This window comes from Pseudomonas sp. MSSRFD41 (assembly GCF_014230245.1).
Lineage (GTDB): Bacteria > Pseudomonadota > Gammaproteobacteria > Pseudomonadales > Pseudomonadaceae > Aquipseudomonas > Aquipseudomonas piscis.
In genome coordinates, this window is sequence record NZ_JACKZK010000002.1 from 485026 (window position 1) to 509268 (window position 24243).

The following is a 24243-nucleotide window of genomic DNA, read 5'->3' on the forward strand; positions in this document are numbered from 1 at the left end:
CGGCAGCTCTTTCCCGTCGTGGGAGGATTGCCGTATAACGAGTGACTTTCGCGTGTTTGGTAACAAGGGAACCAGAATAAAAGCTGATGAAGACTCCAAAACGCATTGAACCGCTGATCGAAGACGGTCTGGTAGACGAAGTGCTGCGTCCACTCATGAGTGGCAAGGAAGCAGCTGTGTATGTGGTGCGCTGCGGTAAGGAGATACGTTGCGCCAAGGTCTACAAGGAGGCCAACAAACGCAGTTTCCGCCAGGCAGCGGAGTACCAGGAGGGGCGCAAGGTTCGCAACAGCCGCCAGGCTCGGGCCATGGCCAAGGGCTCGAAGTTCGGGCGCAAGGAGGCCGAGGAAGCTTGGCAGAACGCCGAGGTGGCCGCGCTGTTCCGCCTGGCCAATGCCGGGGTCCGGGTGCCCAAGCCGTTCGATTTCCTCGAAGGCGTGTTGCTCATGGAACTGGTGGCCGACGAATACGGCGATGCCGCGCCACGCTTGAACGATGTGGTGCTGGAGCCGGAACAGGCGCGTGAATACCACGCCTTCCTGATTTCCCAGATCGTGCTGATGTTGTGCACCGGCCTGGTGCACGGCGACCTGTCCGAGTTCAACGTGCTGCTGGGACCGCAAGGGCCGGTGATCATCGACTTGCCCCAGGCGGTGGATGCGGCCGGTAACAACCATGCCTTCAGCATGCTCGAGCGCGACGTCGGCAACATGGCCGCCTACTTCGGACGTTTCGCCCCGGAGCTCAAGCGCACCCGCTATGCCAAGGAGATGTGGGCCTTGTACGAGGCGGGCGCCCTGCATCCGGGCAGCGTGCTGACCGGTGAGTTCGCCGACTCCCAGCAGCGGGCGGACGTGGGCAGCGTGATGCGCGAAATCGAAGCGGCGCGTTTCGACGAGGAGCGTCGCCGGGCCGCTCGTGCCGAGGACGAAAGACCGGCGGGCAAATCCGATGAGCCACCGTCTCCGCCCTGGATGCAGTGACCATGAAAAATCCGGCCGAGGCCGGATTTTTCATTTCTGCAGACCACCTCGGCTCCCTTTAGCCGCTGTCGAGCCTGCGAGGCTGCGCCAAAGTCCGCAGGACCTTCAGGACTCGATCTTGCGAGCGCTGCGCGCCCGTGCGCAGCCTGCGGCAGCGGCTACACCAAGCATGTCGCACTCAAGATCCACAACAACTGCCGGAGGCCAGCTCCTTGAGGATCGGGCACTCCGGGCGGTGGTCGCCGTGGCAGTGCTCCACCAGGTCTTGCAGGGTGTCGCGCAGGCCCGCCAGTTCGCGGATCTTCTGGTTCAACTCGTCGATGTGCTGGCGCGCCAGGGCCTTCACGTCGGCGCTGGCTCGCTGGCGGTCCTGCCACAGGGTCAGCAGCTTGCCCACTTCCTCCAGGGAGAAGCCCAGGTCCCGGGAGCGTTTGATGAAGGCCAGGCTGTGCAGGTCTTCGTTGCCGTACAGGCGATAGCCGCTGTCGCTGCGGTGGGCCGGCTTGAGCAGGCCGATGGACTCGTAGTAGCGGATCATCTTGGCGCTCAGGCCGCTCTTGCGCGCTGCTTGGCCGATGTTCATCCGGCATTCTCCAGGTCTTTGGGTTTCCAGGTTTTCAACAGTAGCGCATTGCTCACCACGCTGACGCTGGACAAGGCCATGGCCGCGCCGGCGAGCACTGGGTTGAGCAGGCCGAAGGCGGCCAGGGGAATGCCGATCAGGTTGTAGACGAAGGCCCAGAACAGGTTCTGGCGGATCTTGCCGTAGGTCTTGCGGCTGATCTCCAGGGCGGCCGGGATCAAGCGTGGCTCGCCGCGCATCAAAGTGATACCGGCCGCGTGCATGGCCACGTCGGTGCCGCCGCCCATGGCAATGCCGATATCCGCGGCGGCCAGGGCCGGGGCGTCATTGATGCCGTCGCCGACCATGGCCACCACCCCGCTTTTCTTCAGTTCGGCCACGGTGGCGGCCTTGTCCGCGGGCAGCACTTCGGCGTGGACGTCGGTGATGCCCAGGGCATCGGCTACCACCTTGGCGCTGCCGCGGTTGTCACCGGTCAGCAGGTGGCTGCTGATGTGCCGCGCGCTGAGCTGCTGCACCGCCTGCAGGGCGCCGGGCTTGAGCGTGTCGCCGAAGGCGAACAGGCCCAGTACCCGGGATTGCGGGCTTTGCTCGATCAGCCAGGACAGGGTCCGGCCTTCGTGCTCCCAGTCCTTGGCGGCCTGGGCCAGGTCGCCCGGGTTCAGGCCGCTTTCTTCCAGCAGGCGACGGTTGCCCAGGGCCAGTTGCCGGCCCTGGAGGGTGCCGGCGATGCCACGGCCGGTCAGGGACTGGCTGGCACTGACATCGGCGACCGCCAGCTGGCGCTCCTGGCACAGGTCCAGCACGGCTTTGGCCAATGGGTGTTCGCTGCCGCGCTGCAAGGCGCCGGCCAGTTGCAGGAGGCTGTCGTCATTGCCATCCACGGCTTGCATATGGGCGATGCGCGGGGTGCCCGAGGTGAGGGTGCCGGTCTTGTCGAACACCACCGAGCTGACCTCATGGGCCCGTTCCAGGGCTTCGGCGTCCTTGATCAGGATGCCGTGGCGCGCGGCGACGCCGGTACCGGCCATGATCGCGGTGGGGGTGGCCAGGCCCAGGGCGCAGGGGCAGGCGATCACCAGCACGGCCACGGCGTTGATCAGGGCGGTTTCCAGGGAGGCGCCGGCCAACCACCAGCCCACCAGGGTAACCAGCGCCAGCACCAGCACGGTGGGCACGAATACCTGGCTGACCTTGTCCACCAGTTTCTGGATCGGCGCCTTGCCGGCCTGGGCGTCCTCCACCAGGCGGATGATCCGTGCCAGCACGGTTTCCGCGCCCAGGGCCTGGGTGCGCACAAGCAATCGGCCCTCGCCGTTGATGGCGCCGCCGGTGACCTTGTCGCCGGGCTGCTTGGGCACCGGCAGGCTTTCGCCGCTGATCAGGGCCTCATCGGCGTGGCTCTGGCCTTCGACGACTTCGCCGTCCACCGCGAAGCGCTCGCCGGGCTTGACTAGCACCAGGTCGCCCAGGCGCAGGGCGCTGATGGCCACTTCCTGTTCGCGGCCGTCGATCACCTGGATCGCCCGCTCCGGCCGCAGGGCCTCCAGGGCGCGGATGGCGCTGGCGGTCTGGCGCTTGGCGCGACTTTCCAGGTACTTGCCCAGCAGCACCAGGGCGATGACCACCGCCGAGGCTTCGAAGTACAGGTGCGGCATGCTGCCCGGCGCGGCCGTGGCCCACTCATAGAGGCTCAGGCCATAGCCGGCGCTGGTGCCCAGGGCCACCAGCAGGTCCATGTTGCCGCTGCCGGCGCGCACGGCTTTCCAGGCCGCCACGTAGAAGCGTGCGCCGAAGATGAATTGCACGGGCGTGGCCAGGGCGAACTGGGCCCAGGCCGGGAGCATCCAGTGCAGGCCGAAGGGCTCCACCAGCATTGGCAGCACCAATGGCAGGGCCAGCAAGATGGCCAGTGCCAGGCTCCAGCGCTCGCGGCGCAGGTGTTGCCCGGGATCGCCGTCATGGCGTTGCTCGGCCTGCCACAGGCTGGCGGAATAACCGGCTTTGGTTACGGCCTCGATCAATTGCGCCGGATCGACCTGGCCCAGCAGCTCCAGGTGGGCCCGCTCGGTGGCCAGGTTGACGCTGGCGCTGCGCACCCCCGCCACCTTGCTCAAGGCGCGCTCGACGCGGCCGGCGCAGGTGGCGCAGGTCATGCCGCCGATGCTCAGTTCCAGGCTCTGCACGGGCACGCTATAGCCCGCGTTTTCCACGGCGGCCAGCAAGGCTGGCAGGCTGCCTCCCGGTGCCTCGACCCGGGCCTGTTCCGTGGCCAGGTTGACGCTCACCGCAGCGGCGCCGGCGACCTTGCCCAGGGCGCGTTCCACGCGTCCGGCGCAGCTGGCGCAGGTCATGCCGGCGATCGGCAGGTTGAAGGTGATTGAATCGGACATGGAGACCACTCCCTGTAGACGGTTGGCTACAGGATCAACCTTGCCACGCAGGCAAGGTCAAGGGGCATTGCGCGGGTGCTTCATTTTGTCCCAGGGAGAACATGCACAGGCCCGGCACCGATGGACGCCGGGCGAGCTGTCAGTAGCCCAGGGAGGCAGGCTTGAGATACAGGCCGGAGGGGCTGGTGGCGATGCGGTATTTCAGTACTTCGCCAGCCCTGAGGCTGACCTCCTGGGCGTTGGGCGCCAGCATGCCGGCATTGCAGCCTGGCGCCTGGCCCGGTAGCAGCTTCAGGCTCAGCGCCACCTTGCCTGCGGGCAGGTTGAAGGACGTGCTCTGTTCCTGGAACAGCCGGCCGGCCAGCTGGTCCTGGATGTATAGGCCGATTTCACAGGAGGTGGCGACTTCCAGCCGCTCCCTGGAAATGATCAGTACGCCGTAATCCTCGCCGGCGGCCAGGGCCGCTGGCACCGCCGCGCACAGGCCCAGCAGGCCGACGAGGCTGAAAGTTGACCAGCGCATGGCTGAATCTCCCGCTTTGATGACATAAGGAGTGAAGCTTGGCCGAGCGCGGCGTCGATTTCCAGCCCGGCAGGTTGCGCTGGAACTTGACCTTGCCATGGTGGCAAGGCCAAGACTCTGCCCAACTTCAACACAGGAGAAGCGCAATGCAAGTATTCAACGTTCAAGGCATGTCCTGCGGCCACTGCGTGCGAGCCATCACCCAGGCCTTGCAGAGCCAGGATCCGGCAGCCACCGTGCGGGTGGACCTGGCGGCCAAGGAAGTGGGGGTCGAGAGCCGCCTGTCCAACGATGAAGTGGTCCGCCTGATCAGCGAAGAAGGTTATGCGGTGCAGGTCGCCTGATCGTTAGCGGCCTATCGGAATGTTCAAGGCGTCCAAGCACGGATAAACTATCTGGCCGCTGACCCGACGCTCGCTTGGATGCCATGAACCTACGCATTATCTTGATTCTCGGCGCCCTGAGCGCATTCGGCCCTTTGGCCATCGACTTCTACCTGCCGGCTTTCCCGGCGATGGCCCAGGCGTTCGCCACCGATGAAAAGCACGTCCAGCTGACCCTGGCTGCCTACTTCCTGGGCCTGTCCATCGGGCAACTGCTCTACGGGCCGCTGGCCGATCGCTTCGGCCGTCGTCCGCCGCTGCTGGCCGGGGTGGGATTGTTCACCTTGGCGTCGGTGGCTTGCGCCTATGCGCCGAGCCTGGAATGGCTGATCGCTGCGCGCTTCGTCCAGGCCCTGGGCGGTTGCGCCGGGATGGTGATTTCCCGGGCGGTGGTCAGCGACACATGCGACGCCGTGGGTTCGGCCAAGGTGTTCTCGCAACTGATGCTGGTGATGGGCCTGGCGCCGATCCTGGCGCCGATGCTCGGTGGCCTGCTGGTCAATCTGCATGGCTGGCAGTCGATCTTCATCATGCTCACGCTGTTCAGCGCCCTGTCCGGGCTGGCGGTGGCCCTGGGCTTGCCGGAAAGCATGCCGGCGGATCGGCCGCGCCTGCCGTTGTCCGGGGCGCTGTACCAGTACAGCCTGCTGCTCAAGGACCGGGTGTACCTGGGCCATGCCCTGACCGGCGGGATCGCCATTGCCGGGATGTTCTCCTATATCGCCGGTTCGCCCTTCGTTCTCATCAAGCTCTATGGGGTGCCAGCGGAGCATTTCGGCTGGTTCTTCGGGATCAATGCTGGTGGATTCATCCTGGTGGCCCAGGTCAACGCGCGGTTGCTGGCCAAGCGCGGACCGGCCTTCCTGTTGGTCCGTACCGTGTGGATCTACCTGGCTGCGGGCCTGACCCTACTGGGCATCAGTGCCTTGCATACCGCGGCGCTGTGGCCGCTGCTGCTACCGCTGTTCGTATGCATCGCCAGCCTGGGGTGCATCATCCCCAACGCCGCGGCCTGTGCCATGAATGGCCAGGGCGCACGGGCTGGCAGCGCCTCGGCGCTGCTGGGGTGCCTGCAGTTCAGTGTGGCCGCGGGCGCGGCCTACCTGGTGGGCGTGCTGCACGACGGCAGCGCCACGCCGATGGCGATGGTCATCTGCCTGTGTGGCGTGCTGGCGGCGAGCATGGCGGCCATGACCCGGCGCTTGCAGAACGCCCGGGCACTGCAGGCCGCCAATCGCTGAGTCAACCGGCGGCGCGTTGTGGCTGGGGAATCGTATGCGGGGCTTGCAGCCGGCCCTGCAGGGTCTGGGTGAAGGCCCGGGCCTCGGCCTCGCTGCGGAATGTCACGGCGTGCTGGTCCAGGCGCACTTGCCATTGGGAGCCTTGAGGGGTTGCCAATTCTTTTATCAGGATCTTCATTGCTGACCTCCTAACGGTAAAAGACTGCACTGCAAGGGAGCCCCAGTGTAGACCTGAACAAGGTCAAAACCATGACCGGAATCAATTCTCGGACAGGTGGCCAACACCACGCCGCTGGCGTGGTGTTGGCTGCCTGGCGTTGCCTCAGAAACCTTCCAGGACGATCTTGCCCTTGGCCTTGCCGCTCTCCAGCAGCGCATGGGCGCGGCGCAGGTTGGCGGCGTCGATCCGGCCGAAGTGCTCGCCGACCGTGGTCTTGAGGATGCCAGCGTCGATCAGCTCGGCGACCCGCGTCAGGATCACGTGTTGCTCTTGCATGTCGACGGTCTCGAACAGCGAGCGGGTGTACATGAATTCCCAGTGCAGCGACAGGCTCTTGCGCTTGAGCTTGGTCACGTCGAAGCTCTGCGGGTCGTCGATCAGCCCCAGCTTGCCCTGGGGCGCCAGGGCTTCGACCAGTTGATCCAGGTGAGCGTCGGTCTGGGTCAGGCTGGCCACGTGGGTCACCTGCTCGATGCCGATGCGCTTGAGTTCGGCGCTCAGTGGCTGGCTGTGGTCCACCACGGCATGGGCACCCAGCTCGCGAACCCAGGCCTGGGTCCGTTCGCGGGAGGCGGTGCCGATCACCTTGAGCCCGGTCAACTGCCGCGCCAGCTGGGTGAGGATCGAACCGACGCCACCAGCGGCGCCGACGATCAACAGGCTTTGGCCTTTGTCAGCTGGCTCCTGGCTGACCTGCAAGCGATCGAACAACAGTTCCCAGGCGGTGACCGCCGTCAGCGGCAGGGCGGCGGCTTCGGCAAAACCCAGGCTGCTGGGCATGTGCCCGACGATGCGCTCATCGACCACGTGCCGTTCGCTGTTGGCCCCGGGACGGGCGATGGAGCCGGCGTAGAACACCCTGTCGCCAGCCTTGAACAGGCTGACCTCGCTGCCCACGGCCTTGACCACTCCGGCCACGTCCCACCCCAGGACCTTGGCGGCCCCGCCTTCGGGCTGGACGTTGCGGCGTACCTTGGTGTCCACCGGGTTGACCGAGATGGCCTTGACCTCCACCAGCAGGTCGCGGGGACCGGGGGTGGGCTCCGGCAGTTCGATGTCTTGCAGGGCGCGTGGATCGTCGATCGGCAGCGATTGGTAGTAGGCGATGGCTTTCATGATGGGGTCCTTTAAAAGCGATTGAAGAGGGTCAGGCGATCAGTTGCAGGCGCTTGAGTTCGAAGTGTTCGAGGGCCTCGCGGGTGCGCTCCAGGAAGGCCTGGAAGTGGGCGGTGCCGTTGTGCAGGTCCAGGGCCGCCTGGTTGTCCCAGCGCTCCAGGACGTAGAAGGTGCCCGGCTGCCCGGCGTCCTGGTGCAGTTGGTAATACTGGCAGCCGGCTTCGGCGCGGCTGGGCGCCACCAGGGCACTGAGTTCGCGCTGCAGCACGTGCTGCTGGCCGGGTCGGGCGACCAGGGTGGCAATGGCGGTGAAAGGTTCGGACATCGGGGTATTCCTCGGTGGAATTGGACGATGGAGTGATGATTGGCTATTTCTGCGCACGATAAAACCGGCTAAAAGAGCAGTCTCTTTCAATGTTTTTTTGATAATCCGGGGCTGGCCGTGTTGCGATTCGATGACTTGCAGTTGTTCGTGCGTGCCGCTGACCTGGGCAGCCTGTCGGCGGCGGCCCGGGTCATGGACCTTTCGCCGGCGGTGGCCAGCGCCGCCCTCAAGCGCATCGAGCACAACCTGGGCGCACGCTTGCTGGCTCGTTCCACCCGCAGCCTGCGCCTGACTGCCGAGGGCGAGGGTTTTCTCGAGTACGCCCGCGCTGCCTTGGGCAACCTGGATGAAGGCCGGCGCCTGCTGGCCAGCGGGCAGGACCAGGTCAGCGGCGTGTTGCAGCTTTCCGCTCCCTCGGATTTCGGGCGCAACCTGCTGCTGCCCTGGCTCGACGAGTTCCAGCGCGAGCATCCCAAGCTCAGCGTGCGCCTGTTGCTGGGGGACAGGATTGCCGACCTGTTCCGCCAGCCGGTGGACATCGCCCTGCGCTACGGTGAACCGGAGGACTCCAGCCTGGTGGCCCTGCCGGTAGCCCCGGACAACCGCCGGGTACTGTGCGCCGCGCCCGGCTACCTGGCGCGCCATGGCGAGCCGCGCCAGCTGGAGCAGCTGGCCCAGCACAACTGCCTGCTGTACATGCTCGACAGCCGGGCCCACGATCTCTGGAGCTTTCATGACGGCAAGCGCGAGGTGAGCCTCAGCGTCAGTGGCGATCGCCTGAGCGACGATGCCGATGTGGTCCGGCGCTGGGCCCTGGCCGGGGCCGGGATCGTCTACAAGTCCTGGCTGGATGTGGCCGCCGATGTGCTGGAGGGGCGCCTGCAAGTGCTGCTGCCGGAGCTGACCTGCGAGCGGGCGTCGCTGAACCTGTTCTGCACCCACCGGGCGCACCTGAGCAAACCGGTGAAGCTGTTGCGCGATCTGTTGCAGAGACGCTGCGCCCAGATCAGCGCCCGCCGCCCGGTATAGCCCGTCACTCCCAGGACATAACCCTCCCACGGCGTCGCCCAGCCATCCGGCACTCCGCCCCTGGGCGTCGCTGATGGATGCGAACAGGTCGCCCTCGGCAATCAGCCCCGGTCTCGATCCCGCACACTCCGACGGTCAAGCATTCGACTGTGGGGGACGGGGCATGGGCATACAGGAATACAGCGCTGCGGAGCGCCTGGAGCGGTTACCCATCAGCGGCTATCACCGGCTGATCTTCATCATCATCGCCTTGGCGTTCTTCTTCGACTCCATGGACCTGGCGATGATGACCTTCCTCCTGGGCTCGATCAAAGCCGAGTTCGGCTTGAGCTCGGCCCAGGCCGGGCTGCTGGCCAGTTCGAGTTTCTTCGGCATGGTGCTGGGCGCTTCGTTGTCGGGAATGCTCGCCGACCGTTTCGGTCGCAAGCCGGTGTTCCAGTGGAGCATCGTGCTCTGGGGCGTGGCCAGCTACCTGTGCTCCACGGCCCAGGACGTGGACAGCCTGACCCTGTTCCGGGTGCTGCTGGGAATCGGCATGGGCATGGAATTCCCCATTGCCCAGTCGATGCTCTCGGAGATGATCCCGGCGCAACGACGCGGACGCTACATCGCCTTGATGGATGGTTTCTGGCCCTTGGGTTTCGTCGCCGCGGGGGTGCTGTCGTACTTCCTCCTGCCATTGATCGGCTGGCGCGACATCTTCCTGGTGTTGGCGATCCCAGCGGTATTCGTGTTGGCGATCCGCTTCTTCATTCCCGAGTCGCCGCGCTGGCTGGAGCAGGCCGGGCGCCACGCCGATGCCGAGCGGGTGTTGCAAGGCATCGAGGACAAGGTGCGGGCATCGCTAGGCACCAGCCAGTTGCCCGAGCCCGTGCGCCTGCCGCGCATGGACAGTGCGCCAGGGCAGTTTTTTTCCGCATTGCGCCAGATCTGGTCGCCGCAGTATCGCCAGCGCACGGTGATGATCTGGAGCCTGTGGTTCTTCGCCTTGCTGGGGTTCTATGGCCTGACCTCCTGGCTCAGCGCCTTGCTCCAGCAGTCCGGTTTCGCGGTGACCCAGTCGGTGTACTACACGGTGCTGATTTCCCTGGGCGGGATCCCGGGGTTCCTCATGGCCGCCTGGCTGGTGGAGCGCTGGGGACGCAAGCCGGTGTGCATCGTCACCTTGCTCGGTGGCGGAATCATGGCCTTCTTCTACGGGCAGAGCGCAGTGTTCGGCGGCAATGCCGGCCTGCTGATCGGCACCGGGTTGTTGATGCAGTTCTTCCTGTTCGGCATGTGGGCGGTGCTCTACACCTACACCCCGGAGCTGTATCCGACCTCGGCCCGGGCCACTGGCTCGGGGTTCGCTTCGGCGGTTGGCCGTATCGGTTCGCTGCTGGGGCCCTTGGTGACCGGGCTGGTGTTGCCGGTCGCCGGGCAGGGGGGCGTGTTCGCTTTGGGGGCAGCGTGCTTCGTGGTCGCGGCGGCGGTGGTCTGGCGCTTCGGGATGGAGACCCGGGGCCGGACCCTGGAGGAATTGAGCGAGGTGTAGAGGGGCGTTGCGTAGTCCCAGGCGCCCTGGCAAGAGGGCGCCGGGGAAGGTGCCGGCTGTGGCAGCGACTACGCCAGGCTGGCCTTAGGGCTTGACCAGGCGGGCGTCCAGGCTGTTCTGGGCCAGGCGCTGGGCTTGTTCCCGGGTCATGCCCAGGTCGGTGTACAAGGCATGGAAGTTCTCGGTGACATAGCCGCCGAAGTAGGCCGGGTCATCGGAGTTGACCGTCACCTTCACCCCGCGTTCGAGCATTTCCAGGATGTTGTGCTGGGACATGTGATCGAACACACAGAGCTTGGTGTTGGACAGCGGGCAGACGGTCAGCGGAATCTGCTCGTCGATGATCCGCTGCATCAGCCGCTCGTCCTCGAAGGCCCGAACGCCATGATCGATGCGCTGGATCTTGAGCAGGTCCAGGGCTTCCCAGATGTACTCCGGCGGGCCTTCTTCGCCCGCATGGGCCACGGTCAGGAAACCCTCGGCGCGGGCCCGGTCGAACACCCGCTGGAACTTGCTCGGCGGATGGCCCATCTCGGAGCTGTCCAGGCCCACGGCGACGAAGGCTTCGCGAAACGGCAGGGCCTGGTCGAGGGTCTTCTGCGCTGCTTCTTCGCTCAGGTGGCGCAGGAAGCTGAGGATCAGGCCGCTGGTGATGCCCAGTTGCTGCTCGCCATCCTTCAGGGCGCTGGCGATGCCGTTGAGCACCACTTCGAAAGGCACGCCACGGTCGGTGTGGGTCTGCGGGTCGAAGAAGGGTTCGGTATGGATCACGTTCTGTTCTTTGCAGCGCAGCAGGTAGGCCCAGGTCAGGTCGTAGAAGTCCTGGGAGGTGCGCAGCACGTCGGCGCCCTGGTAGTACAGGTCGAGGAACTCTTGCAGGTTGTTGAAGGCGTAGGCCTTGCGCAGGGTCTCGACGTCGCTCCAGGGCAGGGCGATCTTGTTGCGCTCGGCCAGGGCGAACAGCAGCTCGGGCTCCAGGGAACCTTCCAAGTGCAGGTGCAGTTCAGCCTTGGGCAAGGCGTTCAGCCAGTCATACATGGTGTTGTCTCATCAGGTGCGGGAGCGGCGAGAAGCCTGGGGCCGGGCGGTGCCCTTCCGTGGGGCCTGGCCATTGGCTCGCGGTGCTCGCCGGGTGCGAAAAAGCCGCCATTCTACAGTGGACGGCGCGAATGTCCGATAAAACCTGACCGAGGGCGAGGAGGGGCTTTACCTGCACTCGGGCACGAGTATGTAACGAAACATTAGTGACTCGCAGCAGTCTTCAGCTCATCTTCTATGTCCGTTTTTATTTCCGTCAAAGGACTGCAATGCTCACTTCCCTCAAGCAAGAAAAGCTCCTGCTGCTTGCGCTACTGGCTGCCTTGGCCGCCTATCCCCTGGAACACCTCTTGCTCACCAGCGGCCAGGGCATCGCGCTGCTCGCCGGGCTGGTGCTCATCGGCTTCATCGTCGTGGCTTCGATGCGGGTGGCCCATCACGCCGAGCTGCTGGCGGAAAAGGTCGGCGACCCCTATGGCACCATGATCCTGACCCTGGCGGCGGTGCTGGTGGAGGTGGTGATCCTGGCGATCATGATGAGCAACGAGGCTTCGCCGACCCTGGTGCGCGACACCATCTACTCGGCGGTGATGCTGGATATCAACGGCATCCTCGGCCTGGCCGCGCTGATGGGCGGCATCAAGCATGGCGAGCAGCCCTACAACGACGATTCGGCGCGGACCTACAGCGTGATGATCCTCACCGCCATGGGCGTGTCGATGGTGGTGCCGGAGTTCATTCCCGAAAGCGACTGGAAGGTCTACTCGGCCTTCACCATCGGTGCGATGGTGGTGCTCTACACCCTGTTCCTGCGCATGCAGGTCGGGCCTCATAGTTACTTCTTCAGCTACAGCTACCCGGAAAAGCGCCGGGCCAAGGAAGACCAGGCGCAACCCCATGCGGTCAACCTGGCCTGGAGCATCGGCGCCCTGGTGTTGGGCGTAGTGGTGATCGGCGCCCTGGCCGAGGTGATGTCCAAGACCCTGGACCTGGGCCTGGAAGGCACCGGCGCACCACCGGTGATCACCGCGATCCTGGTGGCGGCGATTTCCGCTGCGCCGGAGATCCTCACCGCGTTGCGCGCGGCCCTGGCCAATCGCATGCAGTCGGTGGTCAACGTGGCCCTGGGTGCCTCCCTGTCGACGGTGATCCTGACAGTGCCGGTGATGGAGGCCATGGCCCTGTATACCGGCCAACCGTTCCAGATGGCCATGACGCCGGTGCAGACGGTGATGGTGTTCATCACCCTGATCGTCAGCGCGATCAACCTCAACGATGGCGAGACCAACGCCATCGAAGGCATGACTCACTTCGTGCTGTTCGCCACCTTCATCATGCTCTCGCTGCTCGGCCTTTAAAGCGGCTGTGCCGACTGGATGGCGCAGCGAAAGCTGACGCCGGGGGCGTTCCAGGCCGCATGTGCCCCCAGTGCCAACGACGCACGGTGCTGGCCGAAGGCGAGAAGGTCGGGTCGTTGGCAAACTCGTTGTTCGCTCCACGTTGCGCCCGATAAATGCCGGTTTGCGGCCACTGCGGGTTCTCCACGGGCGATTCGCGATAGCAGTGTTTGTCGTACCAATCGTTGACCCATTCGCTGGCATTGCCGGTGAGGTTGTAGAGGCCCAGGGGATTGGGCACGAACCGGTCCACGGCGAGGGATCTGCTCCCTCGCCGCTGGAGGCATGGGTCAGGTATTGGCGATCAGTTGCCGGGCCGCCTGGCTGTGATCGGCGATCAGGCCTTTGAGGTCCAGCCCTTCGACTTGGCCATCGAGTACCCGCCACTTGCCGCCAATCATCACCCGGTCGGCCCGATCCGCACCGCACAACAGCAGTGCCGAAACCGGATCGTGGCTACCCGAGAAACGCAGCTCATCGAGCTTGAACAAGGCCAGGTCCGCCTGTTTGCCCACCGCCAGCTCACCAATGTCGGTGCGGCCCAGCAGGCTTGCCGAGCCCCGGGTCGCCCAGCCCAGTACGCGCTCCGGGGTGATCGTCTCGGCACCGTAGCGCAAGCGCTGGATGTACAGCGCCTGACGCGCTTCGAGGATCATGTTCGAGGCGTCATTGGACGCCGAGCCGTCCACGCCCAGGCCGAATAGCGCTCCCGCGTCGGTCAACTCGATACTGGGACAGATGCCGGACGCCAGGCGCATGTTCGAACTCGGGCAATGGCAGATGCCGGTGCCGGCCTGCCCGAGGCGGGCGATTTCGTCCGGGTTGAAGTGGATGCCGTGGGCCAGCCAGGTGCGCGGGCCGAGCCAGCCGACGCTGTCCAGGTAGTCCACGGTGCGCAGGCCGAAGCGCTGCAGGCAGAAGTCTTCTTCGTCGAGGGTTTCGGCCAGGTGGGTGTGCAGGCGTACGTCCAGGGCCTCGGCCATTTCGGCGCTGGCGGCCATGATCTGCGGGGTCACCGAGAACGGCGAGCAGGGTGCCAGGGCGATCTGGATCTGCGCGCCGGGACCACGTTCGTGGTACTGCTGAATCAGGCGCTGGCTGTCGTCGAGAATCACCTGGCCCTCCTGCACGGTCTGTTGCGGTGGCAGGCCGCCGTCCTTTTCGCCAAGGCTCATCGAACCGCGGGTGAGCATGGCGCGCATGCCCAGTTCACGCACGGCTTCGACTTGCACATCGATAGCGTTTTCCAGGCCGTCCGGGAACAGGTAGTGATGGTCGGCGGCGGTGGTGCAGCCGGAGAGCAGCAGTTCGGCCAGCGCCACCTTGGTGGCCAGGGCGAGTTTTTCCGGGGTCAGGCGGGCCCAGACCGGGTACAGGGTCTTGAGCCAGGGGAACAGCGGCTGGTTGACCACCGGGGCCCAGGCTCGGGTCAGGGTCTGGTAGAAGTGATGGTGAGTGTTGACCAGGCCCGGCAGCAGCACGTGCTCGCGGGCATCGAAGACTTCCTGGCAGGGGCTTGCGGGCTGTTGGCCGAGGCCGAGGACTTCGACGATCAGGCCGTCTTGCAGCACCAGGCCGCCGCGGGCGTCCAGGGCGTTGCCGGTGAAGATGGCCAGGGGATTCTTTAACCAGGTACGGGTCGCAGGCATGGTGGCCGGCTCCTCTGAAAGTGGGTTCAGGTTAGCCAGCTCAGTGTTGCCCTGTCTGCTGATCCAGGGTCGCCGTGGGGCGCGTGGCGCAGTCTAGCGAAAGTTTTGCCGGGGGACAAAACCGCTGTCCGGGGCCCGGTTCCAGAGCCTTTGCCGAAGGTGGCCGCAGGTTGTGGCGGCGGCCACCTGCTCCGGGGTTACCAGGGAATGGTCTCGCCCTTGTAGTTGATGAAGTGGTGGCCGCCCTTGCCGGTGTAGGCGTTGACCTGGGCGATCAAGCCGCGGGTGCTGGTCAGCACGTCGATGTCGGCGCCTTCGCCGCCCATGTCGGTCTTGACCCAGCCCGGGTGCAGCGAGAGCACGGTCAGTGGTTGTTCGAGCCTGCTGACGAAGCTGTTGGTCATGGAGTTCAGGGCCGCCTTGCTGGCCTTGTACAGCGCCAGCTCGGGAGCGTCGGGCATGGTCACGCTGCCCAGTACCGAGCTCATGAACGCCAGGACCCCGGTATTGGGGCGGATCTGCTCGACGAAACGCTGGGCCAGGTTGATCGGCGCCACGGCGTTGGTGAAGAACAGCTGGCCGACCTCGGCCTGGGTGGCCTGGCCCGGCAGTTGGTTGTCCGGGCCCTTGACCCCGGCGTTGACGAACAGCAGGTCGAACACCTGGCCCTTGAGTCTCTGGCTCAGGGCGAGCACGGCGTGCTGGTCGTCCATGTCCAGTTGTTCGATCCGCACCTTGCCCAGGGCGTGCAGGGCCTCGGCCTTGTGCGGGTTGCGCACGGTGGCGGTGACCTGCCAGCCGTCTTCGAGCAGGCGCTGGACCAGGCCGAGGCCCAAGCCCCGGGAGGCGCCGATGATCAGTGCGGTTTTTGCCGTGGACATAGTCAGGCTCCTTGATGAATGAAGATCACGGATTCAGTGGACAGGCCTGCCGAGCCTTGTTGCAGCTCGCGGCGCAAATGGTCCCGTTCGTTGAGGCGGGTTTCGATCAGGTCGAGCTTGCCTTGCAGCAATCGCGCGACGGCGTGGTCCGGCTGGGCGTTGCGCTGTTCATAGACGCGCAGGGTATCGCAGTTGCCGGTGCGGGCGCTGGCCAAGTCTCCAATGCGCATAGGGGGGACTCGAAGGGGGTTGACCCTGGAGCATACTCTAGGCTTTAGCCTGCGCGCTCCTTTAATCCATGGAGCGATGATTATGTGGTCGAACGCGCAGTACCGAAAATTGGTCCGGGCCAGCGGCTGGTATGACCTGTTGGTCACTATGGCCTTTGTGACGCCCTGGAGTTTCATGGCCTTGCATGGGCTGCTGGAGCAGTTGGCCCTGGCGCTGGATCTGCCAGGGCGGTTGCCGCCATTCGAGCCCATGCATCTGTTGCTGGCCAACTTGATGGGATCGATCGTCTGCGTGTGGTCGCTGTTGCGGATTCGCGATCCTCAACCGGCATTCGGTCGTTATGACGCACTGGGTCGCATCCTGTTCGCCACCTGGCAGGTCTATGCCCTGGCCCAGGGGGCCACGGTGCTGATCGGCGTGTTCCTGTTCTTCGAACTGGCCTGGTGCGTGGCCCAGCTGTTGCCAGTGCGTGCCGATAGCCATGGAGGCGAGCTGCCGCCGGCATCTTTGCCATAGTGAAGGCGAGGTTGGATAAAAAGTAAGCAGCTGCGCCCAGGCCCTGCGCAACCTGCGGTGCGCGCAGCCTTGCACGGGTTATCCACAGCTTGCTCCACAGTATTTGTGCGCAAGCCCGAAGCTTGGGCATAAGCCTGGCTGGCTTATCTTCCAAGCGTGATAAGCCCAGCTAACTGGCTGTTTTACGGTACAAAAAATCCACAGTGGGAAGTTTTGTACGAAAACTGATCAATCTCGGCGAAGCCACGTTGCAAAAGGGCTACAGCGTTGTTTGCTCAGGTTATCCACAGCCGGGTGCACAGTAGATGTGGGCAATTGCCTAGACGCCGAGTGTCTATGCACAGGCCAGGCATGCAGGTTCAACGTTGCAGCATGATGCGTCCGCGACTCAGGTCGGCCAATTGCCGTTGCAGGGGGGCGATCTGCTCTTCACCCAGGGCCAGTTGCAGCTCCACGCCGTTGGCGGTGAAGTCCTCCTGGACCAGCAACCCGCCCAGTTCGGCGACTCGCAGCTTGACCAGTGCCAGTTCGCTGAACCCGCAGGTGCAGCGCAACGGCACTCGGTTGACCAGGGCGATGCGTTCGGCGCCTTGCAGGCATTTGTTGGCGCCACCGCCATAGGCCCGGGCCAGGCCGCCGGTGCCCAGCTGGATACCGCCGTACCAGCGGGTCACCAGGACTGCTACCTGGTCGCAGTCCTGGGCTTCGATGGCGGCCAGGATCGGTCGTCCGGCCGTGCCGCCGGGTTCGCCGTCGTCATTGCTGCGGTACTGGTCGGCCAGCTTCCAGGCCCAGCAGTTATGCGAGGCATCGGCGTCGCTGTAGGCCTGGATGAAAGCCTGGGCCTCGGCGGCGCAAGTGATGGGAGCGGCGAAGGTGATGAAGCGGCTTTTGCGAATCTCCTCGCGGTATTCGCAAAGACCGGCCAGGGTAAAGGGCATGGGTTCAGGCTTTTTTCACAGGTGACAGACCGCAGCCTTTGAGAATGATGCACAGCAGATTGTTGGTGGCGGCTTCCATGTCTTGCTTGGTCAGGCGGCTGCGGCCGGTGACCTGGCAGATCTGGGTGGCGAAGTCGGCATAGTGCTGGGTGCTGCCCCACAGCAGGAAGATCAGGTGCATCGGATCCACCGGGTCCATCTTGCCGGCGTCGATCCAGGCCTGGAACACACTGGCCCGGCCCTGGAACCAGGCGCGGTAGTCCTGGCTGAAATATTCGCTGAGGCATTCACCGCCGCTGATGATCTCCATGGCGAAGATGCGCGAGGCCTGTGGCTGGCGCCGGGAAAATTCCATCTTGGCGCGGATGTAGCGGGTCAGCGCCTCGGCGGGATCGTCCTCGGCGGTGAGGCTGTTGAAGGTGCTGTCCCACTGCTCGAGGATGTTGCTCAGCACCGCGACGTACAACCCCAGCTTGTTGGTGAAGTAATAGTGCAGGTTGGCCTTGGGCAGCCCGGCGTTCTGCGCGATGGTGTTCATGCTGGTGCCTTTGAAGCCGTGGCGGGCGAATTCGTCTTCGGCGGCCTGGATGATGGCACGTTCGTTCTTCTGGCGGATGCGGCTGGTCGGTTTGCCTGGGTGGGCAGCGCTGTGGGCAGGGACTTCAAGGGTCATGGAGGTTTCCGAGCGAGTCTGTAGGGGGCAGCCTGTGCGTTGATAGCCTACCCGGCTTGAACAGACAAGCCTTGGTGCGACAAAAGCCAGCGGCTCATCGGGTGGCCGCCAGGCTTTCCAGGAAGCTTTCCAGTACCAGGTGCGGACGCCGGCCCTTGCGGGTGACGGTCGACAGGTTCAGGTCGTAGAACCTTGACCTGGGCTTGAGCGCCCGTAGCCGGCCCTGCTGTACCCACAGACTGGCGTAGTGATCCGGCAGGTAGCCGATGTAGCGCCCGGTGAGGATCAGGAAGGCCATGCCCTCGCGGTCGGAGGCGCTGGCGGTGCAGTTCAGCGCCTGGTAGCGGGCCTGGATCTCGGCCGGCAGGCGGAAGGTCGGAGCAATGGCTTCCTGGGCGTTGAGGCGCTGATCGTCCAGTTGCTTGTCATCCACATAGAACAATGGGTGGCCGACCGCGCAGTACAGCAGCGAACGTTCGTCGTACAAGGGTTGGTATTCCAGGCCGGACAGGGCGCTGGCCTGGGGCACCACGCCGACGTGCAGGCGGCCATCGAGCACCCCTTGCTCGACCTCGCTGGGGGCGATCATGCGGATCTGGATCTGCACGTCCGGGCCGCGTTCCTTCAATTGCGCCAGGGCGTGGGTGATGCGCATGTGGGGCAGGGTCACCAGGTTATCGGTGAGCCCGATGATCAGCTCGCCGCGCAAATGGCGGTGCAGGCCGTTGACCTCGGTACGAAAGCTTTCCAGGGCGCTGAGCAGTTGCAGGGTCGACTGGTAGACCTCGCGGCCTTCCTCGGTCAGGGAGAACCCGGCGCGCCCACGTTGGCACAGGCGCAGGCCGAGCCTTTGCTCCAGGTCGCTCATCTGCTGGCTGATGGCCGAGCGGCCGATGCCGAGCACCGTCTCGGCGGCGGAAAAACCGCCGCATTCCACCACGCTGCGAAAGATGCGCAAGAGGCGGATGTCGAAGTCGCTGACTTGCGCCAGTGGGTCGGCTCTATGAAGGCTCATAGTTTAGTAGGCGGCTGACTGAAGGTTATTAAAGTTGGATTTCATCGACTTTATAGCCGTGGCAAGTTAGCCGCAACAACGCTGCATCATTCCTACGCCGCTTCATTGCCTTGCGAGGTTTTGCCATGAACATGCCGGAAAACGCCCACCAGTCCCTGGCCAGTCAGCTCAAGCTAGATGCTCACTGGATGCCCTATACCGCCAACCGCAACTTCCAGCGCGACCCGCGCCTGATCGTTGGCGCCGAGGGCAGCTGGCTGGTGGATGACAAGGGGCGCAAGGTCTATGACTCGCTGTCCGGCCTGTGGACCTGTGGCGCCGGCCACTCGCGCAAGGAAATCCAGGAGGCGGTGAGCAAGCAGCTGGGAACCCTGGATTACTCGCCGGGCTTCCAGTACGGCCACCCACTGTCGTTCCAGCTGGCGGAGAGAATCACCGCCCTGACCCCGGGCAACCTGAACCATGTGTTCTTCACCGACTCCGGTTCCGAATGCGCAGATACCGCGGTGAAGATGGTGCGTGCCTACTGGCGCCTGAAAGGCCAGCCGACCAAGACCAAGATGATTGGCCGGGCCCGTGGTTATCACGGCGTGAACATCGCCGGCACCAGCCTGGGTGGGGTCAATGGCAACCGCAAGCTGTTCGGCCAGGCCATGGCGGATGTCGACCACCTGCCGCATACCTTGCTGGCCAGCAACGCATTTTCTCGCGGCATGCCGGAGCAGGGCGGTATCGCCTTGGCCGACGAGTTGCTGAAACTGATCGAATTGCATGACGCTTCCAACATCGCCGCGGTGTTCGTCGAGCCGTTGGCCGGTTCCGCTGGGGTACTGGTGCCGCCACAGGGCTACCTCAAGCGCCTGCGGGAGATCTGCGACCAGCACAGCATCTTGTTGGTGTTCGATGAAGTGATCACTGGCTTTGGTCGTACTGGCGCGATGTTCGGCGCCGACAGTTTCGGCGTGACGCCGGACCTGATGTGCGTGGCCAAGCAGGTCACCAACGGCGCGATCCCCATGGGCGCGGTGATCGCCAGTTCCGAGATCTACCAGACCTTCATGAACCAGGCGACTCCCGAGTACGCGGTGGAATTCCCCCACGGCTACACCTATTCGGCGCACCCGGTGGCCTGTGCGGCTGGCTTGGCGGCCCTGGATCTGCTGCAGAAGGAAAACCTGGTGCAGAGCGTGGCCGAGGTCGCGCCGCACTTCGAGAAGGCCTTGCACGGTATCAAGGGCGCGAAGAACGTGATCGACATCCGTAACTTCGGCCTGGCGGGGGCGATCCAGATCGCGCCTCGCGATGGCGACGCGATCGTGCGTCCATTCGAGGCGGGCATGGCCCTATGGAAAGCCGGGTTCTACGTACGCTTCGGCGGCGACACCCTGCAGTTCGGCCCGACCTTCAACAGCAAGCCCCAGGATCTCGACCGCTTGTTCGATGCAGTTGGCGAAGTGCTGAACAAGCTCGACTGATCCGATCCTTCTTATATAGCAGCAGGCGCGAAGTGGTTCGCGCCTGTGCCTTTCCTCTTTCCAGGAGTTTGCGCATGAGCCTGATTTCCCACCTGATCCATGGTGAGTTGGTAAGTGATAGCGGTCGCAGCAGCGATGTCTTCAACCCGTCCACTGGCCAGGCGATCCATAAAGTGCCGTTGGCCAGCCGTGAGACCATCCAGCAGGCCATCGATTCCGCCAAGTCGGCATTTCCGGCCTGGCGCAATACACCGGCAGCCAAGCGTGCCCAGGTGATGTTCCGCTTCAAGCAATTGCTGGAGCAGAACGAAGCGCGTATCGCCCAGCTGATCAGCGAAGAACATGGCAAGACCCTGGAGGATGCCGTTGGTGAGCTCAAGCGCGGTATCGAGAATGTCGAGTACGCCTGTGCGGCGCCGGAAATCCTCAAGGGCGAGTTCAGTCGTAACGTCGGGCCGAACATCGATGCCTGGTCCGACTTCCAGCCGCTGGGGGTCGTGGCGGGTATCACGCCATTCAACTTCCCGGCCATGGTGCCGTTGTGGATGTACCCGCTGGCGATTGCCTGTGGTAACTGCTTCATCCTCAAGCCTTCCGAGCGTGATCCCAGCTCCACGCTGTTGATCGCCCAACTGCTGCATGAGGCCGGGCTGCCCAAGGGCGTGCTGAATGTGGTGCATGGCGACAAGACCGCGGTGGATGCGCTGATCGAGGCTCCGGAGGTCAAGGCCCTGAGTTTTGTCGGCTCGACGCCGATCGCCGAATACATCTATGCCGAGGGCACCAAGCGCGGCAAGCGCGTCCAGGCGCTGGGCGGGGCGAAGAACCACGCGGTGCTGATGCCGGATGCCGACCTGGATAACGCCGTCAGTGCGCTGATGGGCGCGGCCTATGGTTCCTGCGGCGAGCGTTGCATGGCGATTTCGGTTGCGGTGTGCGTGGGAGACCAGGTGGCTGATGCCCTGGTGGCCAAGCTGGTGCCGCAGATCAAGGCGCTGAAGATCGGTGCCGGTACTTCCTGCGGCCTGGACATGGGGCCACTGGTCACCGCCCAGGCAAAGGACAAGGTCAGCGGTTATGTAGAGGACGGTGTGGCTGCCGGCGCACAGCTGGTGGTGGATGGCCGTGGCTTGAGCGTGGCGGGTCACGAGGAGGGCTTCTTCCTGGGTGGCTGCCTGTTCGATCGCGTGACTCCGCAGATGCGTATCTATAAAGAAGAGATCTTCGGGCCGGTGTTGTGCATCGTGCGGGTCAACAGCCTGGAAGAGGCCATGCAACTGATCAACGATCATGAGTATGGCAATGGCACCTGCATCTTTACCCGGGATGGTGAGGCTGCACGCTTGTTCTGCGACGAGATCGAAGTGGGCATGGTGGGGGTCAACGTACCGCTGCCGGTGCCAGTGGCCTACCACAGCTTTGGTGGCTGGAAGCGTTCGCTGTTCGGCGACTTGCATGCTTATGGCCCCGATGGTGTGCGTTTCTACACTCGCCGCAAGGCCATTACCCAGCGCTGGCCGCAGCGGGCCAGCCATGAGGCTTCTCAATTCGCTTTCCCTAGCCTTTAAGCAGGATGCTGTCCGAGGCCGGCCCGAGAGGACCGGTCTTGGCATTCATGGGCTTTTTTGATTGATGTGACAGATTTATGAAAATAAGTGTTGACGGCGAGTTTAATGTCTCTATAATTCGCCCCACTTCCGGCGCAGTCGAAACGGAAAACTCCTTGAGATTCAATGAGTTACGAAGATTTCGACAGCGGTCACGCTTCAGTTCATCGAAGCCCGAAAGCAGCTGGTGAGGCAGCGAAAGTGGCCTTGTCAGCGTTTCGATCCTCTCGATCGAAAGCGGTTAAAAAGAGGTGTTGACAGCAGCGAGTAACGCTGTAGAATTCGCCTCCCGCTAACGAGAGATCGGAAGCGCAAGTGGTTGAAGTTGCAAAGGAAACTTTGAAAACTTCTTAAAAAATCACTTGACAGTAAATGAGGCTGCTGTAGAATGCGCGCCTCGGTTGAGACGAAAGATCTTGACCAACCGCTCTTTAACAACTGAATCAAGCAATTCGTGTGGGTGCTTGTGTAGTCAGACTGATAGTCAAAAAGATTATCAGCATCACGAGTGACCATGCGAGAAATCACATAGTCATTTGAGATTGCTGAGCCAAGTTTAGGGTTTCTTAAAAACCCAAGCAGTATTGAACTGAAGAGTTTGATCATGGCTCAGATTGAACGCTGGCGGCAGGCCTAACACATGCAAGTCGAGCGGATGAAGTGAGCTTGCTCACGGATTCAGCGGCGGACGGGTGAGTAATGCCTAGGAATCTGCCTGGTAGTGGGGGATAACGTCCCGAAAGGGGCGCTAATACCGCATACGTCCTACGGGAGAAAGCAGGGGACCTTCGGGCCTTGCGCTATCAGATGAGCCTAGGTCGGATTAGCTAGTTGGTGAGGTAATGGCTCACCAAGGCGACGATCCGTAACTGGTCTGAGAGGATGATCAGTCACACTGGAACTGAGACACGGTCCAGACTCCTACGGGAGGCAGCAGTGGGGAATATTGGACAATGGGCGAAAGCCTGATCCAGCCATGCCGCGTGTGTGAAGAAGGTCTTCGGATTGTAAAGCACTTTAAGTTGGGAGGAAGGGCAGTAAGTTAATACCTTGCTGTTTTGACGTTACCGACAGAATAAGCACCGGCTAACTCTGTGCCAGCAGCCGCGGTAATACAGAGGGTGCAAGCGTTAATCGGAATTACTGGGCGTAAAGCGCGCGTAGGTGGTTTGTTAAGTTGGATGTGAAAGCCCCGGGCTCAACCTGGGAACTGCATCCAAAACTGGCAAGCTAGAGTATGGTAGAGGGTGGTGGAATTTCCTGTGTAGCGGTGAAATGCGTAGATATAGGAAGGAACACCAGTGGCGAAGGCGACCACCTGGACTGATACTGACACTGAGGTGCGAAAGCGTGGGGAGCAAACAGGATTAGATACCCTGGTAGTCCACGCCGTAAACGATGTCAACTAGCCGTTGGGGTCCTTGAGACTTTAGTGGCGCAGCTAACGCATTAAGTTGACCGCCTGGGGAGTACGGCCGCAAGGTTAAAACTCAAATGAATTGACGGGGGCCCGCACAAGCGGTGGAGCATGTGGTTTAATTCGAAGCAACGCGAAGAACCTTACCAGGCCTTGACATGCAGAGAACTTTCCAGAGATGGATTGGTGCCTTCGGGAACTCTGACACAGGTGCTGCATGGCTGTCGTCAGCTCGTGTCGTGAGATGTTGGGTTAAGTCCCGTAACGAGCGCAACCCTTGTCCTTAGTTACCAGCACGTTATGGTGGGCACTCTAAGGAGACTGCCGGTGACAAACCGGAGGAAGGTGGGGATGACGTCAAGTCATCATGGCCCTTACGGCCTGGGCTACACACGTGCTACAATGGTCGGTACAGAGGGTTGCCAAGCCGCGAGGTGGAGCTAATCCCACAAAACCGATCGTAGTCCGGATCGCAGTCTGCAACTCGACTGCGTGAAGTCGGAATCGCTAGTAATCGCGAATCAGAATGTCGCGGTGAATACGTTCCCGGGCCTTGTACACACCGCCCGTCACACCATGGGAGTGGGTTGCACCAGAAGTAGCTAGTCTAACCTTCGGGAGGACGGTTACCACGGTGTGATTCATGACTGGGGTGAAGTCGTAACAAGGTAGCCGTAGGGGAACCTGCGGCTGGATCACCTCCTTAATCGACGACATCAGCTGCTTCATAAGCTCCCACACGAATTGCTTGATTCATTGAAGAAGACGATAGAAGCAGCTTTAAGCTCCAAGCTGATAGCTCCAAGCTAACAGTTACAAGCTCGAAATTGGGTCTGTAGCTCAGTTGGTTAGAGCGCACCCCTGATAAGGGTGAGGTCGGCAGTTCGAATCTGCCCAGACCCACCAATTTTGTTATGGGGCCATAGCTCAGCTGGGAGAGCGCCTGCCTTGCACGCAGGAGGTCAGCGGTTCGATCCCGCTTGGCTCCACCATAAACTGCTTCGGAAAGCTTAGAAATGAGCATTCAAATCGAATGTTGATTTCTAGTCTTTTGATTAGATCGTTCTTTAAAA

General features: G+C 63.1%; 23 protein-coding genes, 2 tRNA genes and 1 rRNA gene. 12 read left to right on the forward strand and 14 right to left on the reverse strand.

The annotated features are described in order from the left end of the window. Window positions 1-86: 86 nt before the first annotated feature. A complete protein-coding gene (locus tag H7A76_RS05830; protein ID WP_185697621.1) occupies window positions 87-983 on the forward strand; it encodes a PA4780 family RIO1-like protein kinase in 897 nt (298 codons plus the stop codon). Between the two features lie 178 nt (window positions 984-1161). Here the strand turns inward: H7A76_RS05830 and cueR are convergent, their stop codons facing one another. The 3 genes from cueR to H7A76_RS05845 form a co-directional block, all read right to left on the reverse strand. After that, window positions 1162-1566 (reverse strand): Cu(I)-responsive transcriptional regulator, encoded by a 405-nt coding sequence (gene cueR, locus H7A76_RS05835; protein WP_185697622.1) that lies wholly within the window; start codon window positions 1564-1566, stop codon window positions 1162-1164. Further along, window positions 1563-3959, reverse strand: a complete 2397-nt coding sequence (locus H7A76_RS05840; RefSeq protein ID WP_185697623.1) for a heavy metal translocating P-type ATPase — start codon at window positions 3957-3959, stop codon at window positions 1563-1565. The genes cueR and H7A76_RS05840 overlap by 4 nt, the downstream gene beginning before the upstream one ends. 139 nt (window positions 3960-4098) lie before the next feature. Then, window positions 4099-4482 carry a hypothetical protein gene (locus H7A76_RS05845; RefSeq protein WP_185697624.1) on the reverse strand — a complete coding sequence of 128 codons (384 nt, stop codon included), beginning with the start codon at window positions 4480-4482 and terminating at the stop codon, window positions 4099-4101. A gap of 146 nt (window positions 4483-4628) precedes the next feature. Here H7A76_RS05845 and H7A76_RS05850 point away from each other — a divergent pair, with 146 nt between their 5' ends. After that, window positions 4629-4826, forward strand: a complete 198-nt coding sequence (locus tag H7A76_RS05850; protein WP_185697625.1) for a heavy-metal-associated domain-containing protein — start codon at window positions 4629-4631, stop codon at window positions 4824-4826. An 83-nt stretch (window positions 4827-4909) separates the two neighbouring features. Next, entirely contained in the window at window positions 4910-6106 is a 1197-nt protein-coding gene (locus H7A76_RS05855; RefSeq protein ID WP_185697626.1) for a Bcr/CflA family multidrug efflux MFS transporter, read from the forward strand. Window position 6107: 1 nt separating this feature from the next. Here the strand turns inward: H7A76_RS05855 and H7A76_RS05860 are convergent, their stop codons facing one another. The 3 genes from H7A76_RS05860 to H7A76_RS05870 form a co-directional block, all read right to left on the reverse strand. Beyond that, on the reverse strand, window positions 6108-6284 hold the full coding sequence (locus tag H7A76_RS05860) for a hypothetical protein (protein ID WP_022642106.1): 177 nt from the start codon (window positions 6282-6284) through the stop codon (window positions 6108-6110). Between the two features lie 144 nt (window positions 6285-6428). Then, entirely contained in the window at window positions 6429-7442 is a 1014-nt protein-coding gene (locus tag H7A76_RS05865; protein ID WP_185697627.1) for a zinc-binding alcohol dehydrogenase family protein, read from the reverse strand. A 31-nt stretch (window positions 7443-7473) separates the two neighbouring features. Next, the gene (locus H7A76_RS05870) at window positions 7474-7767 is read right to left on the reverse strand and encodes a putative quinol monooxygenase (protein WP_185697628.1); all 294 of its coding nucleotides are present in this window, start codon (window positions 7765-7767) and stop codon (window positions 7474-7476) included. 117 nt (window positions 7768-7884) lie between these two features. Between H7A76_RS05870 and H7A76_RS05875 the strand changes: the two genes are divergently transcribed. Beyond that, entirely contained in the window at window positions 7885-8796 is a 912-nt protein-coding gene (locus H7A76_RS05875; protein WP_185697629.1) for a LysR family transcriptional regulator, read from the forward strand. A gap of 163 nt (window positions 8797-8959) precedes the next feature. Further along, window positions 8960-10330 (forward strand): MFS transporter, encoded by a 1371-nt coding sequence (locus H7A76_RS05880; RefSeq protein ID WP_185697630.1) that lies wholly within the window; start codon window positions 8960-8962, stop codon window positions 10328-10330. An 84-nt stretch (window positions 10331-10414) separates the two neighbouring features. Here the strand turns inward: H7A76_RS05880 and H7A76_RS05885 are convergent, their stop codons facing one another. Further along, window positions 10415-11368: an adenosine deaminase gene (locus tag H7A76_RS05885; protein WP_185697631.1), complete on the reverse strand. Its 954-nt coding sequence runs from the start codon at window positions 11366-11368 to the stop codon at window positions 10415-10417. A 269-nt stretch (window positions 11369-11637) separates the two neighbouring features. Between H7A76_RS05885 and H7A76_RS05890 the strand changes: the two genes are divergently transcribed. Next, window positions 11638-12726: a calcium:proton antiporter gene (locus H7A76_RS05890; RefSeq protein WP_185697632.1), complete on the forward strand. Its 1089-nt coding sequence runs from the start codon at window positions 11638-11640 to the stop codon at window positions 12724-12726. Here the strand turns inward: H7A76_RS05890 and H7A76_RS05895 are convergent. From H7A76_RS05895 to H7A76_RS05910, 4 genes are all read right to left on the reverse strand, one after another. After that, window positions 12701-13018, reverse strand: a complete 318-nt coding sequence (locus tag H7A76_RS05895) for an SUMF1/EgtB/PvdO family nonheme iron enzyme (RefSeq protein ID WP_312026238.1) — start codon at window positions 13016-13018, stop codon at window positions 12701-12703. The two genes, H7A76_RS05890 and H7A76_RS05895, sit on opposite strands and share 26 nt — an antisense overlap. Before the next feature lie 37 nt (window positions 13019-13055). Continuing rightward, window positions 13056-14414 (reverse strand): 8-oxoguanine deaminase, encoded by a 1359-nt coding sequence (locus H7A76_RS05900; protein WP_185697633.1) that lies wholly within the window; start codon window positions 14412-14414, stop codon window positions 13056-13058. Window positions 14415-14611: 197 nt separating this feature from the next. Continuing rightward, on the reverse strand, window positions 14612-15295 hold the full coding sequence (locus tag H7A76_RS05905; RefSeq protein WP_185697634.1) for an SDR family oxidoreductase: 684 nt from the start codon (window positions 15293-15295) through the stop codon (window positions 14612-14614). A 2-nt stretch (window positions 15296-15297) separates the two neighbouring features. After that, a complete protein-coding gene (locus tag H7A76_RS05910; protein WP_409519175.1) occupies window positions 15298-15525 on the reverse strand; it encodes a hypothetical protein in 228 nt (75 codons plus the stop codon). Window positions 15526-15607: 82 nt separating this feature from the next. Between H7A76_RS05910 and H7A76_RS05915 the strand changes: the two genes are divergently transcribed. Continuing rightward, window positions 15608-16042 (forward strand): hypothetical protein, encoded by a 435-nt coding sequence (locus H7A76_RS05915; RefSeq protein WP_185697635.1) that lies wholly within the window; start codon window positions 15608-15610, stop codon window positions 16040-16042. Between the two features lie 359 nt (window positions 16043-16401). On the opposite strand, the gene H7A76_RS05920 is transcribed toward H7A76_RS05915, so the two are convergent. From H7A76_RS05920 to H7A76_RS05930, 3 genes are all read right to left on the reverse strand, one after another. Next, on the reverse strand, window positions 16402-16983 hold the full coding sequence (locus tag H7A76_RS05920) for a YigZ family protein (RefSeq protein WP_185697636.1): 582 nt from the start codon (window positions 16981-16983) through the stop codon (window positions 16402-16404). 4 nt (window positions 16984-16987) lie between these two features. Continuing rightward, entirely contained in the window at window positions 16988-17656 is a 669-nt protein-coding gene (locus H7A76_RS05925) for a TetR/AcrR family transcriptional regulator (RefSeq protein ID WP_185697637.1), read from the reverse strand. Window positions 17657-17750: 94 nt separating this feature from the next. Then, on the reverse strand, window positions 17751-18671 hold the full coding sequence (locus tag H7A76_RS05930; RefSeq protein WP_185697638.1) for a LysR family transcriptional regulator: 921 nt from the start codon (window positions 18669-18671) through the stop codon (window positions 17751-17753). Between the two features lie 125 nt (window positions 18672-18796). Between H7A76_RS05930 and H7A76_RS05935 the strand changes: the two genes are divergently transcribed. The 5 genes from H7A76_RS05935 (at window position 18797) to H7A76_RS05955 (ending at window position 24162) form a co-directional block, all read left to right on the forward strand. After that, window positions 18797-20146, forward strand: coding sequence for an aspartate aminotransferase family protein (locus tag H7A76_RS05935; protein ID WP_185697639.1), 1350 nt, complete (start codon window positions 18797-18799; stop codon window positions 20144-20146). A gap of 74 nt (window positions 20147-20220) precedes the next feature. Next, window positions 20221-21714 (forward strand): CoA-acylating methylmalonate-semialdehyde dehydrogenase, encoded by a 1494-nt coding sequence (locus H7A76_RS05940; protein WP_152899181.1) that lies wholly within the window; start codon window positions 20221-20223, stop codon window positions 21712-21714. 625 nt (window positions 21715-22339) lie between these two features. Then, window positions 22340-23876 (forward strand): 16S ribosomal RNA (locus tag H7A76_RS05945). Between the two features lie 123 nt (window positions 23877-23999). After that, window positions 24000-24076, forward strand: a tRNA-Ile gene (locus tag H7A76_RS05950). A 10-nt stretch (window positions 24077-24086) separates the two neighbouring features. After that, a tRNA-Ala gene (locus H7A76_RS05955) sits at window positions 24087-24162 on the forward strand. Window positions 24163-24243 lie beyond the last annotated feature (81 nt).

Excerpts from the sequence above, each read along its gene's own strand:
- H7A76_RS05830 (WP_185697621.1), top strand. The coding sequence starts at position 87 with ATGAAGACTCCAAAACGCATTGAACCGCTGATCGAAGACGGTCTGGTA.
- cueR (WP_185697622.1), bottom strand. The coding sequence starts at position 1,566 with ATGAACATCGGCCAAGCAGCGCGCAAGAGCGGCCTGAGCGCCAAGATG.
- H7A76_RS05840 (WP_185697623.1), bottom strand. The coding sequence starts at position 3,959 with ATGTCCGATTCAATCACCTTCAACCTGCCGATCGCCGGCATGACCTGC.
- H7A76_RS05845 (WP_185697624.1), bottom strand. The coding sequence starts at position 4,482 with ATGCGCTGGTCAACTTTCAGCCTCGTCGGCCTGCTGGGCCTGTGCGCG.
- H7A76_RS05850 (WP_185697625.1), top strand. The coding sequence starts at position 4,629 with ATGCAAGTATTCAACGTTCAAGGCATGTCCTGCGGCCACTGCGTGCGA.
- H7A76_RS05855 (WP_185697626.1), top strand. The coding sequence starts at position 4,910 with ATGAACCTACGCATTATCTTGATTCTCGGCGCCCTGAGCGCATTCGGC.
- H7A76_RS05860 (WP_022642106.1), bottom strand. The coding sequence starts at position 6,284 with ATGAAGATCCTGATAAAAGAATTGGCAACCCCTCAAGGCTCCCAATGG.
- H7A76_RS05865 (WP_185697627.1), bottom strand. The coding sequence starts at position 7,442 with ATGAAAGCCATCGCCTACTACCAATCGCTGCCGATCGACGATCCACGC.
- H7A76_RS05870 (WP_185697628.1), bottom strand. The coding sequence starts at position 7,767 with ATGTCCGAACCTTTCACCGCCATTGCCACCCTGGTCGCCCGACCCGGC.
- H7A76_RS05880 (WP_185697630.1), top strand. The coding sequence starts at position 8,960 with ATGGGCATACAGGAATACAGCGCTGCGGAGCGCCTGGAGCGGTTACCC.
- H7A76_RS05885 (WP_185697631.1), bottom strand. The coding sequence starts at position 11,368 with ATGTATGACTGGCTGAACGCCTTGCCCAAGGCTGAACTGCACCTGCAC.
- H7A76_RS05890 (WP_185697632.1), top strand. The coding sequence starts at position 11,638 with ATGCTCACTTCCCTCAAGCAAGAAAAGCTCCTGCTGCTTGCGCTACTG.
- H7A76_RS05900 (WP_185697633.1), bottom strand. The coding sequence starts at position 14,414 with ATGCCTGCGACCCGTACCTGGTTAAAGAATCCCCTGGCCATCTTCACC.
- H7A76_RS05905 (WP_185697634.1), bottom strand. The coding sequence starts at position 15,295 with ATGTCCACGGCAAAAACCGCACTGATCATCGGCGCCTCCCGGGGCTTG.
- H7A76_RS05910 (WP_409519175.1), bottom strand. The coding sequence starts at position 15,525 with ATGCGCATTGGAGACTTGGCCAGCGCCCGCACCGGCAACTGCGATACC.
- H7A76_RS05915 (WP_185697635.1), top strand. The coding sequence starts at position 15,608 with ATGTGGTCGAACGCGCAGTACCGAAAATTGGTCCGGGCCAGCGGCTGG.
- H7A76_RS05920 (WP_185697636.1), bottom strand. The coding sequence starts at position 16,983 with ATGCCCTTTACCCTGGCCGGTCTTTGCGAATACCGCGAGGAGATTCGC.
- H7A76_RS05925 (WP_185697637.1), bottom strand. The coding sequence starts at position 17,656 with ATGACCCTTGAAGTCCCTGCCCACAGCGCTGCCCACCCAGGCAAACCG.
- H7A76_RS05930 (WP_185697638.1), bottom strand. The coding sequence starts at position 18,671 with ATGAGCCTTCATAGAGCCGACCCACTGGCGCAAGTCAGCGACTTCGAC.
- H7A76_RS05935 (WP_185697639.1), top strand. The coding sequence starts at position 18,797 with ATGAACATGCCGGAAAACGCCCACCAGTCCCTGGCCAGTCAGCTCAAG.
- H7A76_RS05940 (WP_152899181.1), top strand. The coding sequence starts at position 20,221 with ATGAGCCTGATTTCCCACCTGATCCATGGTGAGTTGGTAAGTGATAGC.